The sequence below is a fragment of the Blautia coccoides genome (genome assembly GCF_034355335.1).
GTDB lineage: Bacteria > Bacillota > Clostridia > Lachnospirales > Lachnospiraceae > Blautia > Blautia producta.
Window position 1 is genome coordinate 1,320,657 of record NZ_CP136422.1, and the last position, 18,556, is coordinate 1,339,212.

Consider the following 18,556-nt stretch of genomic DNA (forward strand, 5'->3'; position numbering starts at 1 on the left):
GGTGCTATTATGTCAACTAACTATCCACATTTATTCAGCCCGTTACGTATCGGAAACGTAACTCTGAAAAACCGTATTGCAACTGCTCCTATGGGATCAGAACCTAACACATCGGGATTTTTATCCGAACAGAACCTTGCAGCATTTGAGAACCGCGCAAAAGGCGGCGCTGCCATTGTCACAAGAGGCGAGACCTTGGTCCATGCCCACACGGGAAGCGCTCACGGCAATCTCTGTAATCTGGACAATGAGGGATTTATGCCGTCACATCTGCAGCTCACAGACAGGATCCATCAGCACAATGCACTGGCCAATATCGAAATTTTACATAGCGGTGCCCGTGCCCATCCTCAGTATACCAACGGCATCATCTATGGACCCAGCGCACAGCCCGGTGTATACGGTGTGGATGTAACACCTATGGACGAAGACATTATGAACGAGATTGCGGATGCCTTTGCACACGGTGCTTATGTAGCCAAATTCGGCGGATTTGATATGGTCATGGTTCACGGCGGCCACGGATGGCTGCTCAGCGAATTCTTATCACCGCTGTATAATACAAGAACAGACAAATACGGCGGTTCCATTGAGAACCGTGCCAGATTCCCGCTTATGGTCATTGACCGTATCCGTAAAGCTGTTGGGCCAAACTTCCCCATTGAGATCCGTATCTCAGGTGATGAGTTCATGGAAGGCGGTTACGGCCTTGATGACGCTATTGAGTTTGCCAAGATGCTGGACGGCAAAGTGGATCTGATCCATGTATCAGCCACCTCCTTCCGTGATGTAAACTCCGGATGCCGTATGTTCCCGTCAGCATTCCTGCCCCATGGCGTCAATGTTTATTTGGCAGAAGCCATCAAGAAGCATGTAAAGACACCGATCGCAACCGTAGGTTCCCTGTCAGACCCGGCAGAGATGGAAGACATCATCGCATCCGGCAAGGCAGACGTTATCTATGTGGGACGTCAGATCCTGGCAGATCCGGAATTCCCCAACAAGGCAAAAGCAGGACGTTTTGACGAGGTTCGTCCCTGTGTGAGATGTAATCACTGCCTGTCACTGGATTTCGTTCCCTATGTAGATATGTGTTCCGGCATTTCCCAGTGTGTGGTGAATCCGGAAGTGGGACGCGACTTAAAAGAGGGCATGTATCAGCCGAAACCACAGCCTAAGAAAGTATTAGTCATAGGCGGAGGCCCGGGCGGTATGCAGGCAGCATTAAAAGCTGAGGAGCAGGGACATGAAGTCATCCTCATCGAAAAAGCGGATCGTCTCGGCGGTATGCTGAATGTGGCTGTTCACGATGTATCCTTCAAGGAGGACCTTGGCAGATATCTGCAGTATCTGATCCGTATGGTGGAGAGAAAAGCGATCCAGGTACGCTTGAATACCACAGCTACACCGGAACTGATCCAGGAAATCGCACCGGACACTGTAGTATGTGCAGTGGGTGCAGAGCCTGTTATCCCCAGGATACCGGGAGTTGACAGAGATAATGTGGTAAAAGTAACCCAGCTCCGTGATCCGGATCTGAAGTTTGGAGAAAAGGTAGTGGTGATCGGCGGCGGTCTTGTGGGATGTGAAGAAGGCCTGGCCCTGGCTATGGAAGGAAAAGATGTAACGGTTCTGGAAATGCAGGAGAAACTGGCTCCCGACGCACCGGTTCTGCATCTGAAAGCCATGATGCTGGAATATGAGAAACGTACAGAGAATTTACATCCGTATACGGAAGTTACAGTTACCTCTATTGAGGACGACGGAGTACATGCAAAGGACAAAGACGGCAAAGAAGTGATCTATCCGGCTGACACCGTATTGTTGTCAGTGGGCATGAGATCAAAGATCGACGAGGTGGAGAAGCTTCGCACAAACGATGCCGAGTTTATCACCGTGGGCGACTGTATCAAGCCGGGCAAGATCCTGCAGGCAGTAAGCGGCGGATATTTTGCAGGGAAAAACGCATAACGGCAGGACATAGACATAACCTCTTTTCTAATGCACTGCCCCCGGGGAGCGTAAAGCTCTCCCGGATGGGCGGTACACAGGGGAGTCTGTACGCTTTTTGATTTATCAAAGTGCAGTTATGTCTATTTGAAATAGTAATGTGTAAAAAGCATTGTATAAAAGAGGAGGGAATATATGTCTGAAGTTGCATCAACCAAAGAACTAAAGAGGGTTTTAGGCAGAAAAGAACTGCTGTCCATTGGTATCGGTCAGACGATCGGTTCTGGTATTTTTGCCATGGTAGGTATCGGTATTGCCATGACAGGAAGGTCAGCCAGTGTTTCCATGCTGATCGCAGCCATATTTACAATTTTCACCAATATTCCATTGATATTTGTAGCAGGTACGGTTCGTCTGAGAGGCGGTTTCTATACACAGCTTGCACTTTTGGGAAATGATGTCAGCGCAGGATTCTTCGTTATCGTTCATATCCTGTCCTGGACAGCGCTGGCTATGTATGCTTTGAGCTTTGCGGATTATATGCTGGGTCTGATCCCGGCGCTGGCATCCAATGGTTTTGTACGGCAGCTCATAGCTCTCATTGTACTGACTGTCTTCTATATTACAAACCTGATGGGGATTGAGGGAGCGGCCAAACTGCAGAATGCAATGATGCTGATCATGGTTCTGGCACTGACAGCATTTATCGTATTTGGTCTGCCCCATGTAACACCCACTTATTTTGAACAACCCGAGTTTATGACTCACGGCGTAAAATCCATGCTGTCCGCAGGTGCTCTGTTTACCTGGGCCGTAGGAGGAGCAAATGTTGTTATCCATCTGGGTGCGGAATGTAAGAATCCCACCAAGGATATCCCCTTTGTCATCATAGTGGCTACCTGTATTATCGCTGTTTTCTATGCGGGTCTGGTAGTGGTTGCGTCTGGCGTTCTTCCGGTAGCGGAAGTTGCCAATCAGCCTTTGACACTGGTATCCGCGGAAGTGCTTCCGTATCCGCTGCATGTATTCTTTATCGTCGGCGGTGCCATGTTCGCACTTTCCACAACCCTGAACTCTGCCCTTGGCTGGGTTACAAAGCCAATCCTGCAGGCAGCGGTTGACGGTTGGTTCCCGCCTAAAGTTGCGACTATCCATAAAAAATATAAGACACCTACAGTCATTCTGACTATGTTCTATGTGGAATGTGTGATCGTTATCCTGTTCAATGTTCCGATCTCTACGATCGGCAACATGGCAGTTATTCTGAACAACGTATTCTTTGCAATACTGGCATTTACTTCTTACAATATGGTCAAGAAGATTCCCGATGTGTGGAATAAATCAAAATTCCATGTCAGCAATGGCATGTTGATGTTCTGGGCTGTTGTGGGCGGCATCTCTCTGATCCTGCAGACAACACTTCTGTTCAGTGATCTGAAGCCATGGGAATTTATCGCAAATGTTGTGGTACTGGTATTTGGCCTTGCATATGCAATTCTTCGGAAAAAATCCGGAAAGGTTCATATGGAAGTCAGCTACGAGGAGGCATAGGCGCCTTAGTCTGAGTGTGTAAAACATTATTTTAGTAATATAGAGCAGAGGCATAATCTTTTTAAAGGATTATGTCTCTGCTTTTTATATCCGCATAAATTTAGGAGAATCAGAAGATGATGCGCAGCATTAGAACCTGCCATTCAAATACACCTTAAGATTTTTTGTGGATCTGTTTGTATTCGGAGGGCGACATGCCATATATTTTCTTGAACAGGAGATAAAAATTCTGTCTTGAATTTATTCCTATCATTTCATCAATATCTCCTATGGGGATGTCAGAATTACACAGCAGATAAGCCGCTTTATCCAGGCGGAACTGGGTGAGATAATTCCAGAGTGTTGTGCCGGTTTCTCGTTTAAAAATTTTCTGCAGATAGACCTTGTTTAATGCTGCAAAGTCTGCAATTTCGTCAATATCCTTTATGCTAAAATAATGGTAATGGATATAATTCTTCACCTTTTCCACATAAGTCTGTGCCGGTGTGGGTTCCGTGGTGGACATCTGCTTCTGTATGAGGATAAGCACATTGTTGAGCATCAGATTCATATAATAAGGGTCCTTGCCATGTCCGAATTCATTGAAGATGATCTGCATCAGCGGATATATATTCTTGGCATTGGGAAGGATAACGCCGGTTTTTAGGCTGTCAAAAATAGAGGCCAGCGCCGGATAAGCTGTGGTCAGGTCATGCAGTGTACCCAGATTGGGCGAAAGCGTATGCTGATAACAGTTGATACTCATGTTTATACAGGGAGATGTACAGATGAGCTTGTGGGGAATATGTCCATTCACCAGGATCAGACTTCTTTTTTTGACAGGGAAAATTTCGCCGTCAATGTCATAGAAACATTCTCCGTCTACAATGTAATTTAATTCGATGGACCCTGGGGCATGTACATGATATTCCATATGATGGTGGGTCAGATTGAGGTAAAATATCTCTTCCGGCAAAAGAATATTTGCAGGATCTAGGATTTTATATTCATGTTTCATATTCTTATCCTCTCCTTTTATATAAAAATATACAAATTAACGAAAGCTCTTTTGTTTAAATATATCATTTGAGAAAGCAAAAGTATGTCATAGATAATAGCTTATCACATTTGTCAATATGCAATTTTTAAAGGTAGTAAAAAGTGAGGCTACAATATTATAATTCCATACATAAGCAGCAGGAAATACATAATATACCGTGTGTGCACAGCAGGTATCAGAAAAACAAAAAATCAAAACAAAGGAACAGGAGAAGAATCATGAAAAATAAAAAGTATGGCAGTTTCTTATTAGCAGCACTTATGGCAGGTTCTCTGTGCGCATGCGGTACAGGCAGCAGCGATGCAGGGGGAGGAGAAAAAGAGAAAACAGAGGGCAGTAAAGGCGGCGTGACACTCACCTATGTAACGTGGAATGAAAACCAGAAGGACTCTATCCAGGCTACTGTTGACGGGTTCAACAAGGTATATCCGGACATCAAAGTGGAAATCCAGACCACTCCCTGGGGTGAATACTGGACAAAACTGGAGGCAGCCGCCACCAGCGGAAACATGGCGGATATTGTAACCATGCATACCAATACCATTGCTAAATATGTGAATGGGGATAAGCTGGAGCAGCTTGATGATCTGGCAGAGATAGATGATACATTCAGTTATGACAACTATCCGGAGGGCATCACCAAGCTTTTCACAATGGAGGATAAGCACTACGGTGTTCCGAAAGATAAGGACTGCGTGATTCTGGTGTATAATAAAGAGATTTTTGACAATGCGGGGGTGGCATATCCGGATGATTCATGGACCTGGGCTGACTTAGAGGAAGCTGCACAGAAGCTCACAGACAAAGAAAAAGGGATATATGGATTTAACGCGTACAATAACAGTCAGGAGAGCTGGGGAAATTTACTCTATCAGAACGGTGGAAGCATCATTGACGAGGCAAACAATGTGTCAGGTCTGGATGATCCCAAATCCATTGAAGCCATGGACTTTTTCGTAAAGCTGCAGCAGTATTCTCCATCCCAGGAAATGCAGGCGGAAGTGGACTATATCAGCATGTTTGCAACGGGAACCGTAGCCATGCAGTTCCAGGGAAACTGGCAGTTGAACAATTATACGGACAATGAGATCATGAAAGACAAGTTCGCCATTGCACCGCTCCCGGCCGGACCGGAAGGCGTGAAAGCGACTCAGAGTAACGGAATCGCTCTGTCCATACCAAAGAACTGCAAGAATATGGATGCGGCTAAGAAATTCGTGGCATATGCCAGCAGTGAACAGGGAATGAAGGATGCCGTAAACGGTCCTGCCATCCCGGCATTTGACGGTGTGGAAGAAGATTGGAGCAAGGCACATGAAGCGGAATACGATACAAAAGTTATTTTGGAAGGCCTTGATTATGGTGTGCAGTTTGTAGGTACAGAGTCAAAATCCCAGTGGGAGGCAGTGATGAACGACTATGTGGCAAAAATCTTAAATGGAGAGATCTCTCCCGCGGAGGGGTTCACAGACGCGTCCAAAGAAATGAATGAGATACTTGCAAAAGAAAAATAGACTCTGATAACGGGGCTGCCGTCGGCCGGGGGTGCTGGGCAGCTCCGTTCTATATGAAAGGTGAAGAGATGAAAAAAAGAAAAGTAAAGAAATGGCTCTGGGGGTATTTCTTTATCGCGCCCACGATCATCGGCCTGCTGGTCCTGAATATCTATCCCATTATCAAGACAATGATCCTCAGCTTTTCCCAGAGTACAGGCTTTGATGAATATATATTCGCCGGGCTTCAGAATTATGTCCGGGTATTCCAGGACAGGGAAGTGTGGATCGGTCTCAGAAATACCTTGGTATTCTCGGCGTTGTCTGTTCCGGGAGGGATATTTATCAGTCTGCTGCTGGCATGGCTCATGAGTAAAAAAATCAGAGGGACCAGTGTGTACCGGGTGATCTATTTTACACCTATGGTGGCAGCTCCCGCGGCAGTAGCCATGGTCTGGTCCTGGCTTTACAATACGGAGTTTGGAGCTTTGAACCAGCTTCTGGGTAATTTGGGATTCCAAACCCACTCCTGGCTCAATGATCCCAAGTATGCCATGCTGTCCATTGTCATTATTGCCATTTGGGGCGGGATGGGACAGCAGATCATTATTTTGATCGTGGCTATTACCAATGTGCCGAAAACATATTATGAGGCGGCGGCCATTGACGGGGCCAATGGCTTTGTAAAGCTTTTTAAGATAACCGTGCCGCTTATTTCACCCAGTGTATTTTTCCTGACAATAACAGGATTTATCGGTTCCCTGACTCAGTTCGATCTTATTTACATGCTGTACGGGAACAATACATCAAAAGCTATGGACTCTGTACGGACAATCATGTTTCAGTATTACAGGGAGGCGTTTGTGGTACAGGATAAGCCCTATGCTTCCGCAATCTCTATTATCGCTCTCTGTGTGATCATGATATTTACGGCAGTACAGTTCGCGGCCCAGAAAAAAATGGTGCATTACGATTAGGAGGAAAAAAGTATGCAGAGAAAGAAAAAAATACATGTAGGGACACATGTTATTTTGATAGCAGGCAGTATCATTATGCTTTTTCCATTCTTCTGGATGGTTTTGTCCTCCTTTAAAACAGTGGGGGAACAGATGATGATACCCATGCAGATCTTACCGTCCAGTTTTAAAAATACTGAGAACTTCCGGCAGGCTCTGGACGCAGTGCCGTTTCTGCGGCTGTACGGCAATACGCTGCTTATGATAGCAGGCCGTGTGCTGTGCGCAGTGATTTTTTCCAGTATGGCCGGTTATGGGTTTGCCAGGATGCAGTTTCCTTTTAAGAACCTTTTGTTTGGGATCGTGCTGCTGCAGATGATGGTGCCGGGACAGATCTTCATTGTTCCCCAGTATATGATGCTGTCCAAGATCAATATGCTGAATACCGTGTTTGCCCTGGTGTTTCCGGCTTTGGTCAGTGCGTTCGGAACTTTCCTGCTCAGGCAGCAGTACATGTCACTTCCCAAGGAACTGGAAGAAGCCGCTATCTTGGATGGCTGCAATCCGTGGCAGACCTTTATAAAGATCATGGTCCCCATCACGAAATCGACCATTGCCTCCCTGGCTATTTTTACAGCCCTGTTTGCCTGGAAAGACCTGATGTGGCCTCTGATCGCCAACAATGATCTGAATCACATGCCCCTTTCCGCAGGCCTGAGTGTTCTACAGGGCGTGTGCCACACCAATAAGGGGGCTATGATGGCGGGCAGTGTCATTGCCACAGTGCCTATGCTTGTCATCTACATTTTATGCCAGAAGCAGTTTATCGAAGGGATTGCCCAGACGGGGATCAAGGGCTGATATATGGCAGGATCACAGGGGGAAATCCAGATGATTTTCCGCCTGGGGCTTTGGCCCCAATAATTTACAGATAAAAGGAGAAAACAACAATGCAGATTGCTGAAAACGGCATTTATATGAATTTGGTACTGGAAAAAGGAAAGGCGGCAGCCTTCACTCATTTTTCCCGCTGTCCGCAGAAGGAGGCCATTGCGCAGGAGGACCTGCATGTCTATACTCTGGCGGAGATGCAGGCCAGCGGATTTGACCAGTGTGACCATCACGGAAATAAACATACGGGCAGCAGCCCGTCCCTGCTTATGAAATATGAGACGCATACGGATCATGAGAATGAATACGGAAGAAAACTGGAGATACAGCAGGACTATGAGGGATTAAAACTGATCACACATATGCAGTTCTACAGGGGCATTCCTGTTGTGAGATGCTGGAACGAGCTGAAGAACCAAGGAGAGAAAACATATTCGGTGGAATATCTGTCCTCCTTTGCCTTTACGGGTCTTTCAGTTGGGTGTGAACAGCCCAGAGATAAAAATGCATGGATCTATGTTCCCCATAATACCTGGTTTGGGGAGGCACAATGGAAAAAATATACGCTGAATGAACTGGGCTATGACGTTGTGAATACCTTTTCAATGAAGCGCATTTCCTACAGCAAGACAGGAAGCTGGGGATGTGACGAATTCCAGCCGATGGGCTGTTATTACAACACAGAAACAGACACATCCATGACATGGGAGATAGAGACAAGCGGCTCCTGGCACTGGGAGATCAGCGATATCCGGGAACAGTTGTATCTCCAGATTTCAGGACCAACCTTCCAGGAGAACGGCTGGATGATAAACCTGCATCCAGGGGAAAGCTTTGCCTCTGTACCCTGTGCCGTTGCAGTGACGGAAGGAGAATTCCAGGATAGTATAGGTGCCATGACACAGTACAGAAGAAGGATCAGAAGGCAGAATAAGGATAATGAAACACTTCCGGTTATTTTTAATGACTATATGAATTGTCTGATGGGCGATCCAACAACGGATGTGTTAAAACCGCTGATCGACGCCGCCAAAGAGGCGGGATGTGAGTATTTCTGTGTGGACTGCGGGTGGTATTCTGACGGCCATTGGTGGGATGGCGTGGGAGAGTGGCTCCCCAGCAAAAAGAGGTTTCCGGGAGGAATCGAAGAGGTCATTCAATATATCAGAAGCCGTGATATGATACCCGGCCTGTGGCTGGAGCTGGAAGTCATGGGAACAAAGTGTCCTATGGTGGATAAGGTGCCAAAGGACTGGTTTTTCCAGAGAAACGGGCAGGCTGTTATTGATCATTGCAGATATCAGCTTGATTTTAGAAATCCCCAGGTGCAGGAGTACGCTATGGGCGTGATCAGACGTCTTGTGGAGGAATATGGGGTAGGCTATATCAAGATGGACTATAACATAGACTGCGGTGTGGGTACAGACCGGGATGCGGACAGCGCCGGTGCGGGACTGCTGGAACACAACCGTGCTTACCTGGCCTGGCTTGACAGGGTGTTTGAAACCTATCCTGACCTGATCATCGAAAACTGCAGCAGCGGAGGCATGCGGATGGAGTATTCCATGCTTTCCCGGCAGAGTATCCAGTCTGTCACGGATCAGACAGATTATATCAAGATGGCAGCCATTGCAGCAAACTGCGCTACAGCTTGTGCGCCGGAACAGGCAGCGATCTGGTCTTATCCGCTCATCCAGGGAACAGAGGAGGAGGCGGTCTTCAACATGGTAAATGCCATGCTCCTGCGCATCCACCAGAGTGGGTACCTGGGACAGATAGGAGAGGGCAGGATGCGCCGGGTGACGGATGGGATTCGCTGCTATAAAGAGATACGGGAAGATATCAAAGAAGGCCTTCCCTTCTGGCCCACAGGGCTTGCATCCTTTTCAGACGAATACCTGAGCTATGGAATGCAGTGCCAGGACAGGTGCTATCTGGCTGTATGGAGAACCAAGGGAGAAGGGGAAAAAGAGTTTTGTATCCCCCTTCATAAGAAGGGCTGTCAGATAAAAGATGTGAGGTGTATGTATCCCGTGGATATGAAAACAGATCACAAATATGAAGCAGATACAGAGTGTCTTCGTATCAAATTGGAACCCAAAACAGCAAGATTATTTGCTTTTAGCCGCATTGGCTAAGTGAGGCACTTATGTAGTGAAAAGAGAACACAGCATAAAAAGAAAGATCAAATATGTGTTGGGAGGAACTGCTCTGGGGCACCATTACTACCAGTTCCTTCTGGTACATACACTGTTCCTGGTATTCACCAGGATCCCCGGAATTTTTATCAATACTTTGCTGATGAACCAGACAGGGAGCATCAATTCCACTCTGTTTTACAATGGCGCGATTTTTGCGGCCTGCGCGGTCATGATGCTCTTATCTGCCCAGATCATGCACTGGACACAGAGCAAGGTAACGGCAGCGATCGGTATTCTGGGATATAACCTTCTGTATCTTTGCTATATCCTTTTTCAGGATCAGGTGGGACAGTATTACATGCTGTTTGGGCTTGCTAACGGCATGGCAGACGGATTTTATTACATAAGCTATGGAAGGATGATCCTGTCCTGTACAGAGACCTGGAACAGAGACAGCGGAATGGGGATCATCAGTATTTTCAGCGCTGCGGTCAATCTGCTGATTCCCCTTTTTTCAGGAAGCCTGATTTCTCTGATCGGAGGAGTAAAGGGCTATGTGGCTATTTTTATTGCAGCCTTTATGGTAGCCTTCGCAACACTGCTGGCAGTTTTCCGTCTGCCAAATGAAACCCGGCATCGGGAAAAGCCCGGAGTACATTACCTGAAATTTTTGCGGCTGATCTGTCAAAAACGTCAGATACTCTATGGCCTGCTGGGGGAGACCATGAAAGGTGTCCGTGAGGGAACTTTTATGTTTATCCTCAACATGATCCTTTACCAACTGGTGAAGAACGAGTTTCTGATCGGTTGCAATTCTTTTTTGAGCGGAGCGGCTTCTATTCTGTGTTTCTGGTTTATGAGCCATTTTATACGGCCTGACAACAGGCAGAAATACATGGTAGGCGCCATCTGCGTACTGACCGGCGTTTCTCTGCTAAGCCTCTGGGCCGTCAGCCCGGTAATGGTGGTGGCGTTTGCTGTCATCAACGCTTTTTTCGCGGGAATGATAGAGATATCCTGCTATACCACCTTTTTTGACATGTCCCAAAGTGTACCGGAAGCTGAGCAGTACACACCGGAATTACTGGCATTTCACGAGGTGTTTGTGGTAGTGGGAAGATGTGTGGGGCTTTTCGCTTTTGCTGTGATCAACACCATTTTCCACGGTGCATTACAGGCACAACTGGCAAGCCTGCTCCTTCTCACTGTATTCCAGTTCTTTACTGTTCTTCTGTGCAGAAAGGCCATAGGAACAGCCGAAAGAAAATAAATAATTTGAAGAGCTGCCGCACTGGTATGTGGCAGCTCATTTATTTTTTTAAAAAATATTTTCCGCCATAGAAAACCAGGAAACAGGGCCGGAAGGGGCGGGGCGGTCTATTTGCAGCAGCGAGGTTAAGTGGAAGGTTCTGTGAAATCCACCAATTACGGAGACTTAGGCGGGAACCCTCTGGTGACCGTCTTAGTCGCAGTTATTGGTTAGTTCACAGGTTCTGAAACGTCGAGCGGCTGCAAATAGACCGCCCCGCCCCTTCCGGCCCTGTTTCCGTCCCCCTCTCCATGATTCTTAAAATCGCCCCCTTTTATCATTGCAATCCGTAAATTTTTTATATATAATAGGAATATTGAATACAAAAGCGGAGAGTGAATAAGAAAATGAGCGGTCTTGTAGTGATGAAGCAGATGATAATAATATTCGCGTTGATCATGGCGGGTTTTTTCCTGCACAAGAGACGCATCATATCTTCCGCTGCATCAAAGGACATGTCAGCCCTGGTATTGAACCTCTGCTCCCCTGCTTTGATCATTTCCAGCATGTTCAGCGACCTGACCTCCATATCCAGGAAAAACGTAGGCCTGGTTGCCCTGATCGGTGTTCTCTGCTTTGCTTTTCTCATAATTTTGGGATTTGCCCTGACAAAAATCCTGCGGGTGCCTTTTTCCCAGAGAGAGGCATATATTCTGATGACCGTGTTCGGCAATCTTGGATTTATCGGACTGCCGGTGGCATCTGCTGTGCTGGGGCCGAAATCCATGGTGTATGTGATCGTCTTTAACTTTCTGTTCAATGTGGTGATCTTCACCTTTGGAATCATGCTTGTGAAAAAAGGCGTGGATGGGGTGGAGCAGTCCTGGACTGATATCTTCAGCCCGGGATTTATAGCCTGCATCCTTGCATTCATTATCTATTGGTTCAATATAAAAATCCCGGCAGATCTGCAGTCACTGGTGAACTACTGCGGCAATGCCTGCACCCTTTTATCCCTGCTGGTGATAGGAATGTCTCTGGTGGGAATGAACCTGGGCAGTGTGTTTAAAAATAAAAGGCTTCTGCTTTTTACTGCTGTCCGTTTTATTGCAGTGCCCATAGCCCTGGCCCTGCTGTTAAAACCGTTTCTGCCGGATTATATTATGAGGGCTTCCGTTGTGCTGATGATGTCTCTGCCTGTGGCTAATATGCCCATGATGATGGCGGAACAGTATGGGAAAGAAACAACCACCATTTCCGAGGGGATCATTTTGTCGACCGTGCTCTCGGCGGCCACGATTTCCCTGGTGTTTTTATTTGTGTAGACAGGCGACTGTTTCACTGACTGCAAACGCAGCCGGAAAGGAGAATATAATATATGAAATGGAATAAATTCACACTGAAAACAAGAACCGACGTGGAGGATATCATTATATCCACACTGGCTGACATCGGCATTCAGGGGGCGGAGATAGAGGATAAACAGCCGCTGACTGAGGAGGATAAAAAACAGATGTTTGTGGACATCCTGCCGGACATGCCGGAGGATGACGGCGTGGCATATCTGAATTTTTATCTGGATGAGGATGAGAATGTGGAGGAAATGCTTCAAAAGGTGAAGGATGAGCTTTCAGAGCTTCGTAATTTTGTGGACATCGGTGAGGGTACCATAACCACCTCCCAGACAGAGGACAAGGACTGGATCAATAACTGGAAACAGTATTTCAAACAGTTCTATGTGGACGATATTCTGATCATCCCTTCCTGGGAAGAGGTAAAAGAGGAAGATAAGGACCGCATGATCATCCACATTGATCCGGGTACCGCATTTGGCACAGGTATGCATGAAACCACACAGCTCTGTATCCGTCAGCTCAAGAAATATGTGACACCTGAGACAGAACTTTTAGATGTGGGAACCGGGAGCGGGATCCTTTCCATTGTGGCCTTGAAGCTGGGAGCAAAACATGCTGTGGGAACAGACCTGGACCCCTGCGCAGTCCCGGCTGTGGAAGAAAATAAGGAAGTAAATAACATTCCTACTGAGAGCTTTGACATGATGATCGGAAACATTATTGATGACAAGGCCATCCAGGATAAAGTGGGATATGAAAAGTACGATATTGTCGTTGCCAACATTCTGGCTGACGTGCTGGTTCCCCTTACTCCGGTCATTCTGAACCAGATGAAAAAGGGCGGCATTTATATCACGTCAGGAATTATAGATGATAAGGAAGAAACTGTGGTAAAGGCAGTGAAGGAAGCAGGCCTTGAAGTCCTGGAGGTGACATACCAGGGCGAGTGGGTATCTGTGACTGCCAGAAAGAATTAAGGAGCGTTATCCATGTACCGTTTTTTCGTAGAGCCTTCCCAGGTGGAAGAACACACCATCCGCATTCTGGGCAGTGATGTAAACCATATAAAAAATGTGCTCCGCATGAAGACCGGTGAGGAAATCCTCATAAGCTCCGGCAATGATCTGGAGTATGCCTGTTATATTGAGGAGATGGGAGCAGAGGAGGTCCTGGCGCATGTTATGTATGTGCAGGAGGCCGGCTATGAGCTGTCTTCCAGGATTTATCTGTTTCAGGGTCTTCCAAAAGGTGATAAGATGGAGCTGATCATCCAGAAAGCTGTGGAGCTTGGTGTGCATCAGGTCATTCCCGTGGCCACCAGGCGCGCTGTGGTAAAGCTGGAAGGAAAAAAAGAAGAGAACAAGATCCGCCGCTGGCAGGCCATTGCGGAGAGCGCGGCGAAGCAGTCAAAGCGTATGTATGTGCCGGAGGTAAAGCCTGTCATGCGCTTTTGCCAGGCCATTGAGCAGGCCAAGAAGCTGGATGTGGTGCTTTTGCCCTACGAATTGGCAAAAGGCATGAAGGAGACCAAAGAACTGATCGCTCAGATAGAACCGGGTCAGTCCATCGGCATTTTCATCGGACCGGAGGGCGGATTTGACGAGGAAGAGGTGCGGATGGCTGTGGAAATGGGAGCAAAGGCCATCACACTGGGAAAAAGAATTCTGCGGACAGAGACAGCAGGGCTTACAGTCCTCTCTGTCCTCATGTTTGCATTGGAGGAATAAAATGGAAGCGTATCTGGACAACTCAGCCACCACAAAATGTTTTGATGAGGTAAAGGATATTGTGGTGAAGACCATGACAGAGGATTACGGCAACCCGTCGGCTATGCACTTAAAGGGCGTGGAGGCAGAAAAGTATGTGAAGGAAGCAGCAGCAGCCATTGCCAAAACCCTGAAGGTACAGGAAAAAGAGATTTTCTTTACTTCAGGAGGAACCGAATCAGACAACTGGGCTTTGGTGGGCACAGCGCTTGCCAACTGCCGCCAGGGTAAGCATATCATTACCACCTCATTTGAGCATGCAGCGGTTTCGGCGCCTCTTAACTGGCTGAAGGAACAGGGGTATGAGCTGACCGTGATCCCTGTGGATGAGAAAGGGAATCTCTCCATGGAAGAACTGGAGGCTGCGATGCGGCCGGATACGATCCTGGTATCCACCATGTATGTGAATAACGAGGTGGGAGCTGTGGTGCCTGTGGAGGCCGCGGCAAAGCTGGTACACGAGAAGAATCCAAAGACCGTGTACCATGTGGATGCCATACAGGGCTATGGAAAGTACAGGATCTATCCCAAACGCGCGGGGATCGATCTGCTCTCTGTGAGCAGCCATAAGATCCATGGGCCAAAGGGAGTGGGATTTTTGTACGTCAGTGAAAAGGTGAAGATCCAGCCCCTTATTCTGGGCGGCGGCCAGCAAAAGGGCATGCGCTCCGGTACAGATAATGTGCCGGGAATCGCGGGACTGGGAACTGCGGCACGCATGGTGTATGAAAACCATGAGGAAAAAATAAAAAAACTGAGAGAGCTTAAAGGATACCTGGCAGAAAACCTGTCTGCCATGGAACAGGTGGTCATCAATGGGCCTGCGCCTGAGAACGGGGCGCCCCATATTGTAAATGCCAGTTTCCTGGGTGTGAGGAGTGAAGTGCTTCTGCATACTCTGGAGGAAAAGGGCATCTATGTGTCAGCGGGAAGTGCCTGTTCCAGCCACAAGCGGGCTGCAAGTGCCACTATGACCGCCATATCCGCGGACAAGGAACGCAGAGAGTCAGCCATACGCTTCAGCCTCAGCGAGTTCACCACAAAAGAGGAGCTTGACTATACGCTGGAGGAGATCAGAACTGTACTGCCTGTGCTTCGCAGGTATGCAAGGCATTGATAAAGGAAAGGAATAAGATATGTATAAAGCATTTTTGATAAAATATGCAGAGATAGCCATCAAAGGAAAGAACCGGTACATCTTTGAGGACGCTCTGGTGGATCAGATCCGCCGTGTGCTGAAAGATGTGGACGGGTCCTTTGATGTGGTGAAAGAAAGAGGCAGGATCTATGTATTTGCCCGCAGCGAATTTGATTATGAGGAGACTGTGGAGGCGCTGAAGCGTGTGTTCGGCATCTATGGTATCTGTCCCGCTGTTGTGCTGCAGGATGAGGGATATGATGAGCTTGCAAAGGCTGTTGTCTCCTATGTAAAAGAAGTATACGGCAGCAGAGAAATGACATTTAAGATGGATGTGAGAAGGACCAAGAAGAGCTATCCCATGAATTCTATGGAGCTGAACGCAGAGCTGGGCGGAGCGGTTCTGGATGCGTGCCCCAATATGAAAGTGGATGTGCACAAGCCGGATGTATTTATCCATTTGGAGATCAGGGATAAGATATATCTGTACTCCCAGGTGATCCCAGGACCCGGAGGAATGCCTGTGGGAACCGGAGGAAAAGCCATGCTTCTTCTGTCCGGCGGCATAGACAGCCCAGTGGCAGGATATATGATCGCAAAGCGCGGTGTGAAGATTGACGCTGTATATTTCCACGCGCCGCCGTACACCAGCGAGCGTGCAAAACAAAAGGTTGTGGATCTGGCAAAACTGGTGGCACGCTACAGCGGTCCCATCCATCTGCATGTGGTCAATTTCACGGATATCCAGCTATATATTTATGAAAAATGCCCACATGAGGAGCTGACCATCATTATGCGCCGCTATATGATGAAGATAGCGGAGGCATTTGCAGAGAAGGATGGTTGCCTGGGCCTGATCACAGGGGAGAGCATCGGCCAGGTGGCAAGCCAGACCATGCAGAGTCTTGCAGCCACAAATGAGGTGTGCACCATGCCTGTATTCCGTCCGGTCATCGGCTTTGACAAGCAGGAGATCGTGGATGTAGCGCTGAAGATCAACACATATGAGACATCTATTCTTCCCTATGAGGACTGCTGCACCATTTTTGTGGCAAAACATCCTGTTACAAAACCAAGCCTGAAAGTGATCAAACGCTCAGAGGAAAAGCTTCAGGAGAAGATAGAAGAGATGATGGAGGAAGCTGTGAGTACAGCGGAGACGATCATCTGTGAGTAAAGATACGATTCAGCCTTTCGGTTTCATAGCAGCAAGAGCAAAGGCTGTTCTGTGAAATGAAAAAAAGGACTGCCAGCAGGCAGTCCCGGTTGTTGCTTTGTCGGAATGAATCTCGATTAGTCTACTAAATATGGTTTTAACACAGTTAAGATGTCATCTAAAGCGCCATCAGCTGCATGGATGTTCAAGTCAATAGCTTTTGATAAATCTAAGCTGAAGATACCCATGATGGACTTAGCGTCGATAACGTATCTTCCGGATACTAAATCAAAATCATAATCAAATTTTGTAATTTCATTCACGAATGATTTTACTTTGTCGATAGAATTCAGTGAAATTTTTACTGTTTTCATTGGAAAAATCCTCCCTTACCTATTCCGTTTTTTGCTTCTTACAAGACTTATGTTACCGTTAATGGCAAAAAAAGTCAATATAAAAAAGGGAGAAATAAAATACAAAGAATCCGACGACTATTCGTCAAAACGCTTAACGAATTATCATGATAAAGAGGATTAGAATGAAAAAGAAAGTAGCATTGCACAATCTGGGCTGTAAAGTCAACGCATACGAGATAGAGGCTATGCAGCAGATGCTGGAACAGGCAGGGTATGAAATTGTGCCTTTTGCGCCCGGAGCAGACATATATATCATCAATACCTGTACTGTTACAAATATAGCCGACCGCAAATCAAGACAGATGCTGCACAAGGCAAAAAAGATGAACCCGGATGCCATAGTGGTGGCAGCAGGCTGTTATGTACAGGCAAAAAAAGATGAGGTACAGATTGACGAGGCCATTGATATTGTGCTGGGAAATAATAAAAAGCAGGATCTGCTGGCTGTACTGGAGCAGTACGACAGGGAAAAGGGCCAGGATAAAGAGCTGATAGATTTAAAAGAACAGGTGGAATACGAGAATCTGCAGCTTTCCTCCACTGGGGAGCACACTAGGGCCTATCTGAAGGTACAGGATGGATGCAACCAGTTCTGCAGTTACTGTATTATCCCTTATGTGAGGGGACGGGTGAGGAGCCGCAGAAGAGAAGAGGTCGTAGAAGAGGTAAAACGGCTGGTAAAGAACGGATATCAGGAATTTGTTCTGACAGGTATCCATCTCAGCTCCTATGGTGTGGACTGTGGGGATTCGCTTCTTGAGCTGATCCTGGCTGTCCATGAGATAGAGGGAGTGAAAAGAATTCGCCTCGGATCTCTGGAACCCCGTATTATTACGGAAGAATTTGTCAAAACTATAAGCAGCTTATCTAAAATATGTCCTCATTTCCATCTGTCTCTGCAGAGCGGCTGTGACGCCACCTTAAAACGCATGAACAGAAGATACTCTGCACAGGAATATCTGGACGGCTGTGCACTTCTGCGGAAATATTTTGAACATCCGGCTCTCACCACGGATGTGATCGTGGGATTTCCACAGGAGTCAGAGGAGGAGTTTGAGGCATCCAGAGCTATGATAGAAAGCGTGGGATTTTACGAGACCCATATCTTCAAATATTCTAGAAGGAAGGGCACCCGGGCAGACCGCATGGAAGGACAGATACCGGAACAGGAAAAAGCTGTCAGAAGCCATATCCTCATAGACCTGGGAAAACGCCGGAAACAGAAATTTATGGAATATTATCTTGGCAGAGAAGTGGAGATCCTTTTTGAGGAAAAGGCCGAAATCCAGGGAAAAACATACTGGATAGGCCATACCAGAGAGTATTTAAAAGTGGCGGCAGAGACAGAAGAAAATCTGGAGAATTGCTTAAAAATTGGCAAAATTGCTGGATTTGTCGAAGATGGCGTTTTTATTTGCGCAATATAATGGTTGAATTTCCCTCCAAGATATATTA

The 18,556-nt window shown here is 47.0% G+C and carries 15 protein-coding genes; 13 read left to right on the forward strand and 2 right to left on the reverse strand.

Annotation, left to right across the window (positions count from 1 at the left end; genetic code table 11):
- Positions 1–9 precede the first annotated feature (9 nt).
- Together BLCOC_RS05720 and BLCOC_RS05725 are read left to right on the forward strand one after the other, a co-directional pair.
- Positions 10–1,971 (forward strand): oxidoreductase, encoded by a 1,962-nt coding sequence (locus BLCOC_RS05720; protein WP_115624684.1) that lies wholly within the window; start codon positions 10–12, stop codon positions 1,969–1,971.
- 174 nt (positions 1,972–2,145) lie between these two features.
- Positions 2,146–3,501, forward strand: coding sequence for an APC family permease (locus BLCOC_RS05725; RefSeq protein ID WP_029470234.1), 1,356 nt, complete (start codon positions 2,146–2,148; stop codon positions 3,499–3,501).
- A 154-nt stretch (positions 3,502–3,655) separates the two neighbouring features.
- Here the strand turns inward: BLCOC_RS05725 and BLCOC_RS05730 are convergent, their stop codons facing one another.
- A complete protein-coding gene (locus BLCOC_RS05730; protein WP_115624685.1) occupies positions 3,656–4,498 on the reverse strand; it encodes an AraC family transcriptional regulator in 843 nt (280 codons plus the stop codon).
- 260 nt (positions 4,499–4,758) lie between these two features.
- Here BLCOC_RS05730 and BLCOC_RS05735 point away from each other — a divergent pair, with 260 nt between their 5' ends.
- From BLCOC_RS05735 to thiI, 10 genes are all read left to right on the forward strand, one after another.
- Positions 4,759–6,054: an ABC transporter substrate-binding protein gene (locus BLCOC_RS05735; protein WP_115624686.1), complete on the forward strand. Its 1,296-nt coding sequence runs from the start codon at positions 4,759–4,761 to the stop codon at positions 6,052–6,054.
- A 68-nt stretch (positions 6,055–6,122) separates the two neighbouring features.
- Positions 6,123–7,010, forward strand: coding sequence for a carbohydrate ABC transporter permease (locus BLCOC_RS05740; RefSeq protein WP_044911609.1), 888 nt, complete (start codon positions 6,123–6,125; stop codon positions 7,008–7,010).
- A gap of 12 nt (positions 7,011–7,022) precedes the next feature.
- Positions 7,023–7,850 carry a carbohydrate ABC transporter permease gene (locus tag BLCOC_RS05745; RefSeq protein WP_115624687.1) on the forward strand — a complete coding sequence of 276 codons (828 nt, stop codon included), beginning with the start codon at positions 7,023–7,025 and terminating at the stop codon, positions 7,848–7,850.
- Between the two features lie 89 nt (positions 7,851–7,939).
- Positions 7,940–10,018, forward strand: coding sequence for a glycoside hydrolase family 36 protein (locus BLCOC_RS05750; protein WP_115624688.1), 2,079 nt, complete (start codon positions 7,940–7,942; stop codon positions 10,016–10,018).
- 16 nt (positions 10,019–10,034) lie between these two features.
- Positions 10,035–11,291, forward strand: coding sequence for an MFS transporter (locus BLCOC_RS05755; protein ID WP_115624689.1), 1,257 nt, complete (start codon positions 10,035–10,037; stop codon positions 11,289–11,291).
- 374 nt (positions 11,292–11,665) lie between these two features.
- Positions 11,666–12,595 (forward strand): AEC family transporter, encoded by a 930-nt coding sequence (locus BLCOC_RS05760; protein ID WP_131918283.1) that lies wholly within the window; start codon positions 11,666–11,668, stop codon positions 12,593–12,595.
- 53 nt (positions 12,596–12,648) lie between these two features.
- Positions 12,649–13,602, forward strand: coding sequence for a 50S ribosomal protein L11 methyltransferase (gene prmA / locus BLCOC_RS05765; RefSeq protein WP_115624691.1), 954 nt, complete (start codon positions 12,649–12,651; stop codon positions 13,600–13,602).
- 12 nt (positions 13,603–13,614) lie between these two features.
- The gene (locus BLCOC_RS05770; RefSeq protein ID WP_018596055.1) at positions 13,615–14,352 is read left to right on the forward strand and encodes a 16S rRNA (uracil(1498)-N(3))-methyltransferase; all 738 of its coding nucleotides are present in this window, start codon (positions 13,615–13,617) and stop codon (positions 14,350–14,352) included.
- Between the two features lies 1 nt (position 14,353).
- Positions 14,354–15,508, forward strand: coding sequence for a cysteine desulfurase family protein (locus tag BLCOC_RS05775; protein ID WP_115624692.1), 1,155 nt, complete (start codon positions 14,354–14,356; stop codon positions 15,506–15,508).
- 19 nt (positions 15,509–15,527) lie between these two features.
- Entirely contained in the window at positions 15,528–16,706 is a 1,179-nt protein-coding gene (thiI, locus tag BLCOC_RS05780; RefSeq protein WP_029470225.1) for a tRNA uracil 4-sulfurtransferase ThiI, read from the forward strand.
- A gap of 116 nt (positions 16,707–16,822) precedes the next feature.
- On the opposite strand, the gene BLCOC_RS05785 is transcribed toward thiI, so the two are convergent.
- A complete protein-coding gene (locus BLCOC_RS05785; RefSeq protein ID WP_018596059.1) occupies positions 16,823–17,059 on the reverse strand; it encodes an HPr family phosphocarrier protein in 237 nt (78 codons plus the stop codon).
- Between the two features lie 164 nt (positions 17,060–17,223).
- Between BLCOC_RS05785 and mtaB the strand changes: the two genes are divergently transcribed.
- Complete coding sequence (mtaB, locus tag BLCOC_RS05790; RefSeq protein WP_018596060.1) at positions 17,224–18,528, forward strand: tRNA (N(6)-L-threonylcarbamoyladenosine(37)-C(2))-methylthiotransferase MtaB; 1,305 nt, start codon at positions 17,224–17,226, stop codon at positions 18,526–18,528.
- Positions 18,529–18,556: the final 28 nt, after the last annotated feature.

Excerpts from the sequence above, each read along its gene's own strand:
- BLCOC_RS05720 (WP_115624684.1), top strand. The coding sequence starts at position 10 with ATGTCAACTAACTATCCACATTTATTCAGCCCGTTACGTATCGGAAAC.
- BLCOC_RS05725 (WP_029470234.1), top strand. The coding sequence starts at position 2,146 with ATGTCTGAAGTTGCATCAACCAAAGAACTAAAGAGGGTTTTAGGCAGA.
- BLCOC_RS05730 (WP_115624685.1), bottom strand. The coding sequence starts at position 4,498 with ATGAAACATGAATATAAAATCCTAGATCCTGCAAATATTCTTTTGCCG.
- BLCOC_RS05735 (WP_115624686.1), top strand. The coding sequence starts at position 4,759 with ATGAAAAATAAAAAGTATGGCAGTTTCTTATTAGCAGCACTTATGGCA.
- BLCOC_RS05740 (WP_044911609.1), top strand. The coding sequence starts at position 6,123 with ATGAAAAAAAGAAAAGTAAAGAAATGGCTCTGGGGGTATTTCTTTATC.
- BLCOC_RS05745 (WP_115624687.1), top strand. The coding sequence starts at position 7,023 with ATGCAGAGAAAGAAAAAAATACATGTAGGGACACATGTTATTTTGATA.
- BLCOC_RS05750 (WP_115624688.1), top strand. The coding sequence starts at position 7,940 with ATGCAGATTGCTGAAAACGGCATTTATATGAATTTGGTACTGGAAAAA.
- prmA (WP_115624691.1), top strand. The coding sequence starts at position 12,649 with ATGAAATGGAATAAATTCACACTGAAAACAAGAACCGACGTGGAGGAT.
- BLCOC_RS05770 (WP_018596055.1), top strand. The coding sequence starts at position 13,615 with ATGTACCGTTTTTTCGTAGAGCCTTCCCAGGTGGAAGAACACACCATC.
- BLCOC_RS05775 (WP_115624692.1), top strand. The coding sequence starts at position 14,354 with ATGGAAGCGTATCTGGACAACTCAGCCACCACAAAATGTTTTGATGAG.
- thiI (WP_029470225.1), top strand. The coding sequence starts at position 15,528 with ATGTATAAAGCATTTTTGATAAAATATGCAGAGATAGCCATCAAAGGA.
- BLCOC_RS05785 (WP_018596059.1), bottom strand. The coding sequence starts at position 17,059 with ATGAAAACAGTAAAAATTTCACTGAATTCTATCGACAAAGTAAAATCA.
- mtaB (WP_018596060.1), top strand. The coding sequence starts at position 17,224 with ATGAAAAAGAAAGTAGCATTGCACAATCTGGGCTGTAAAGTCAACGCA.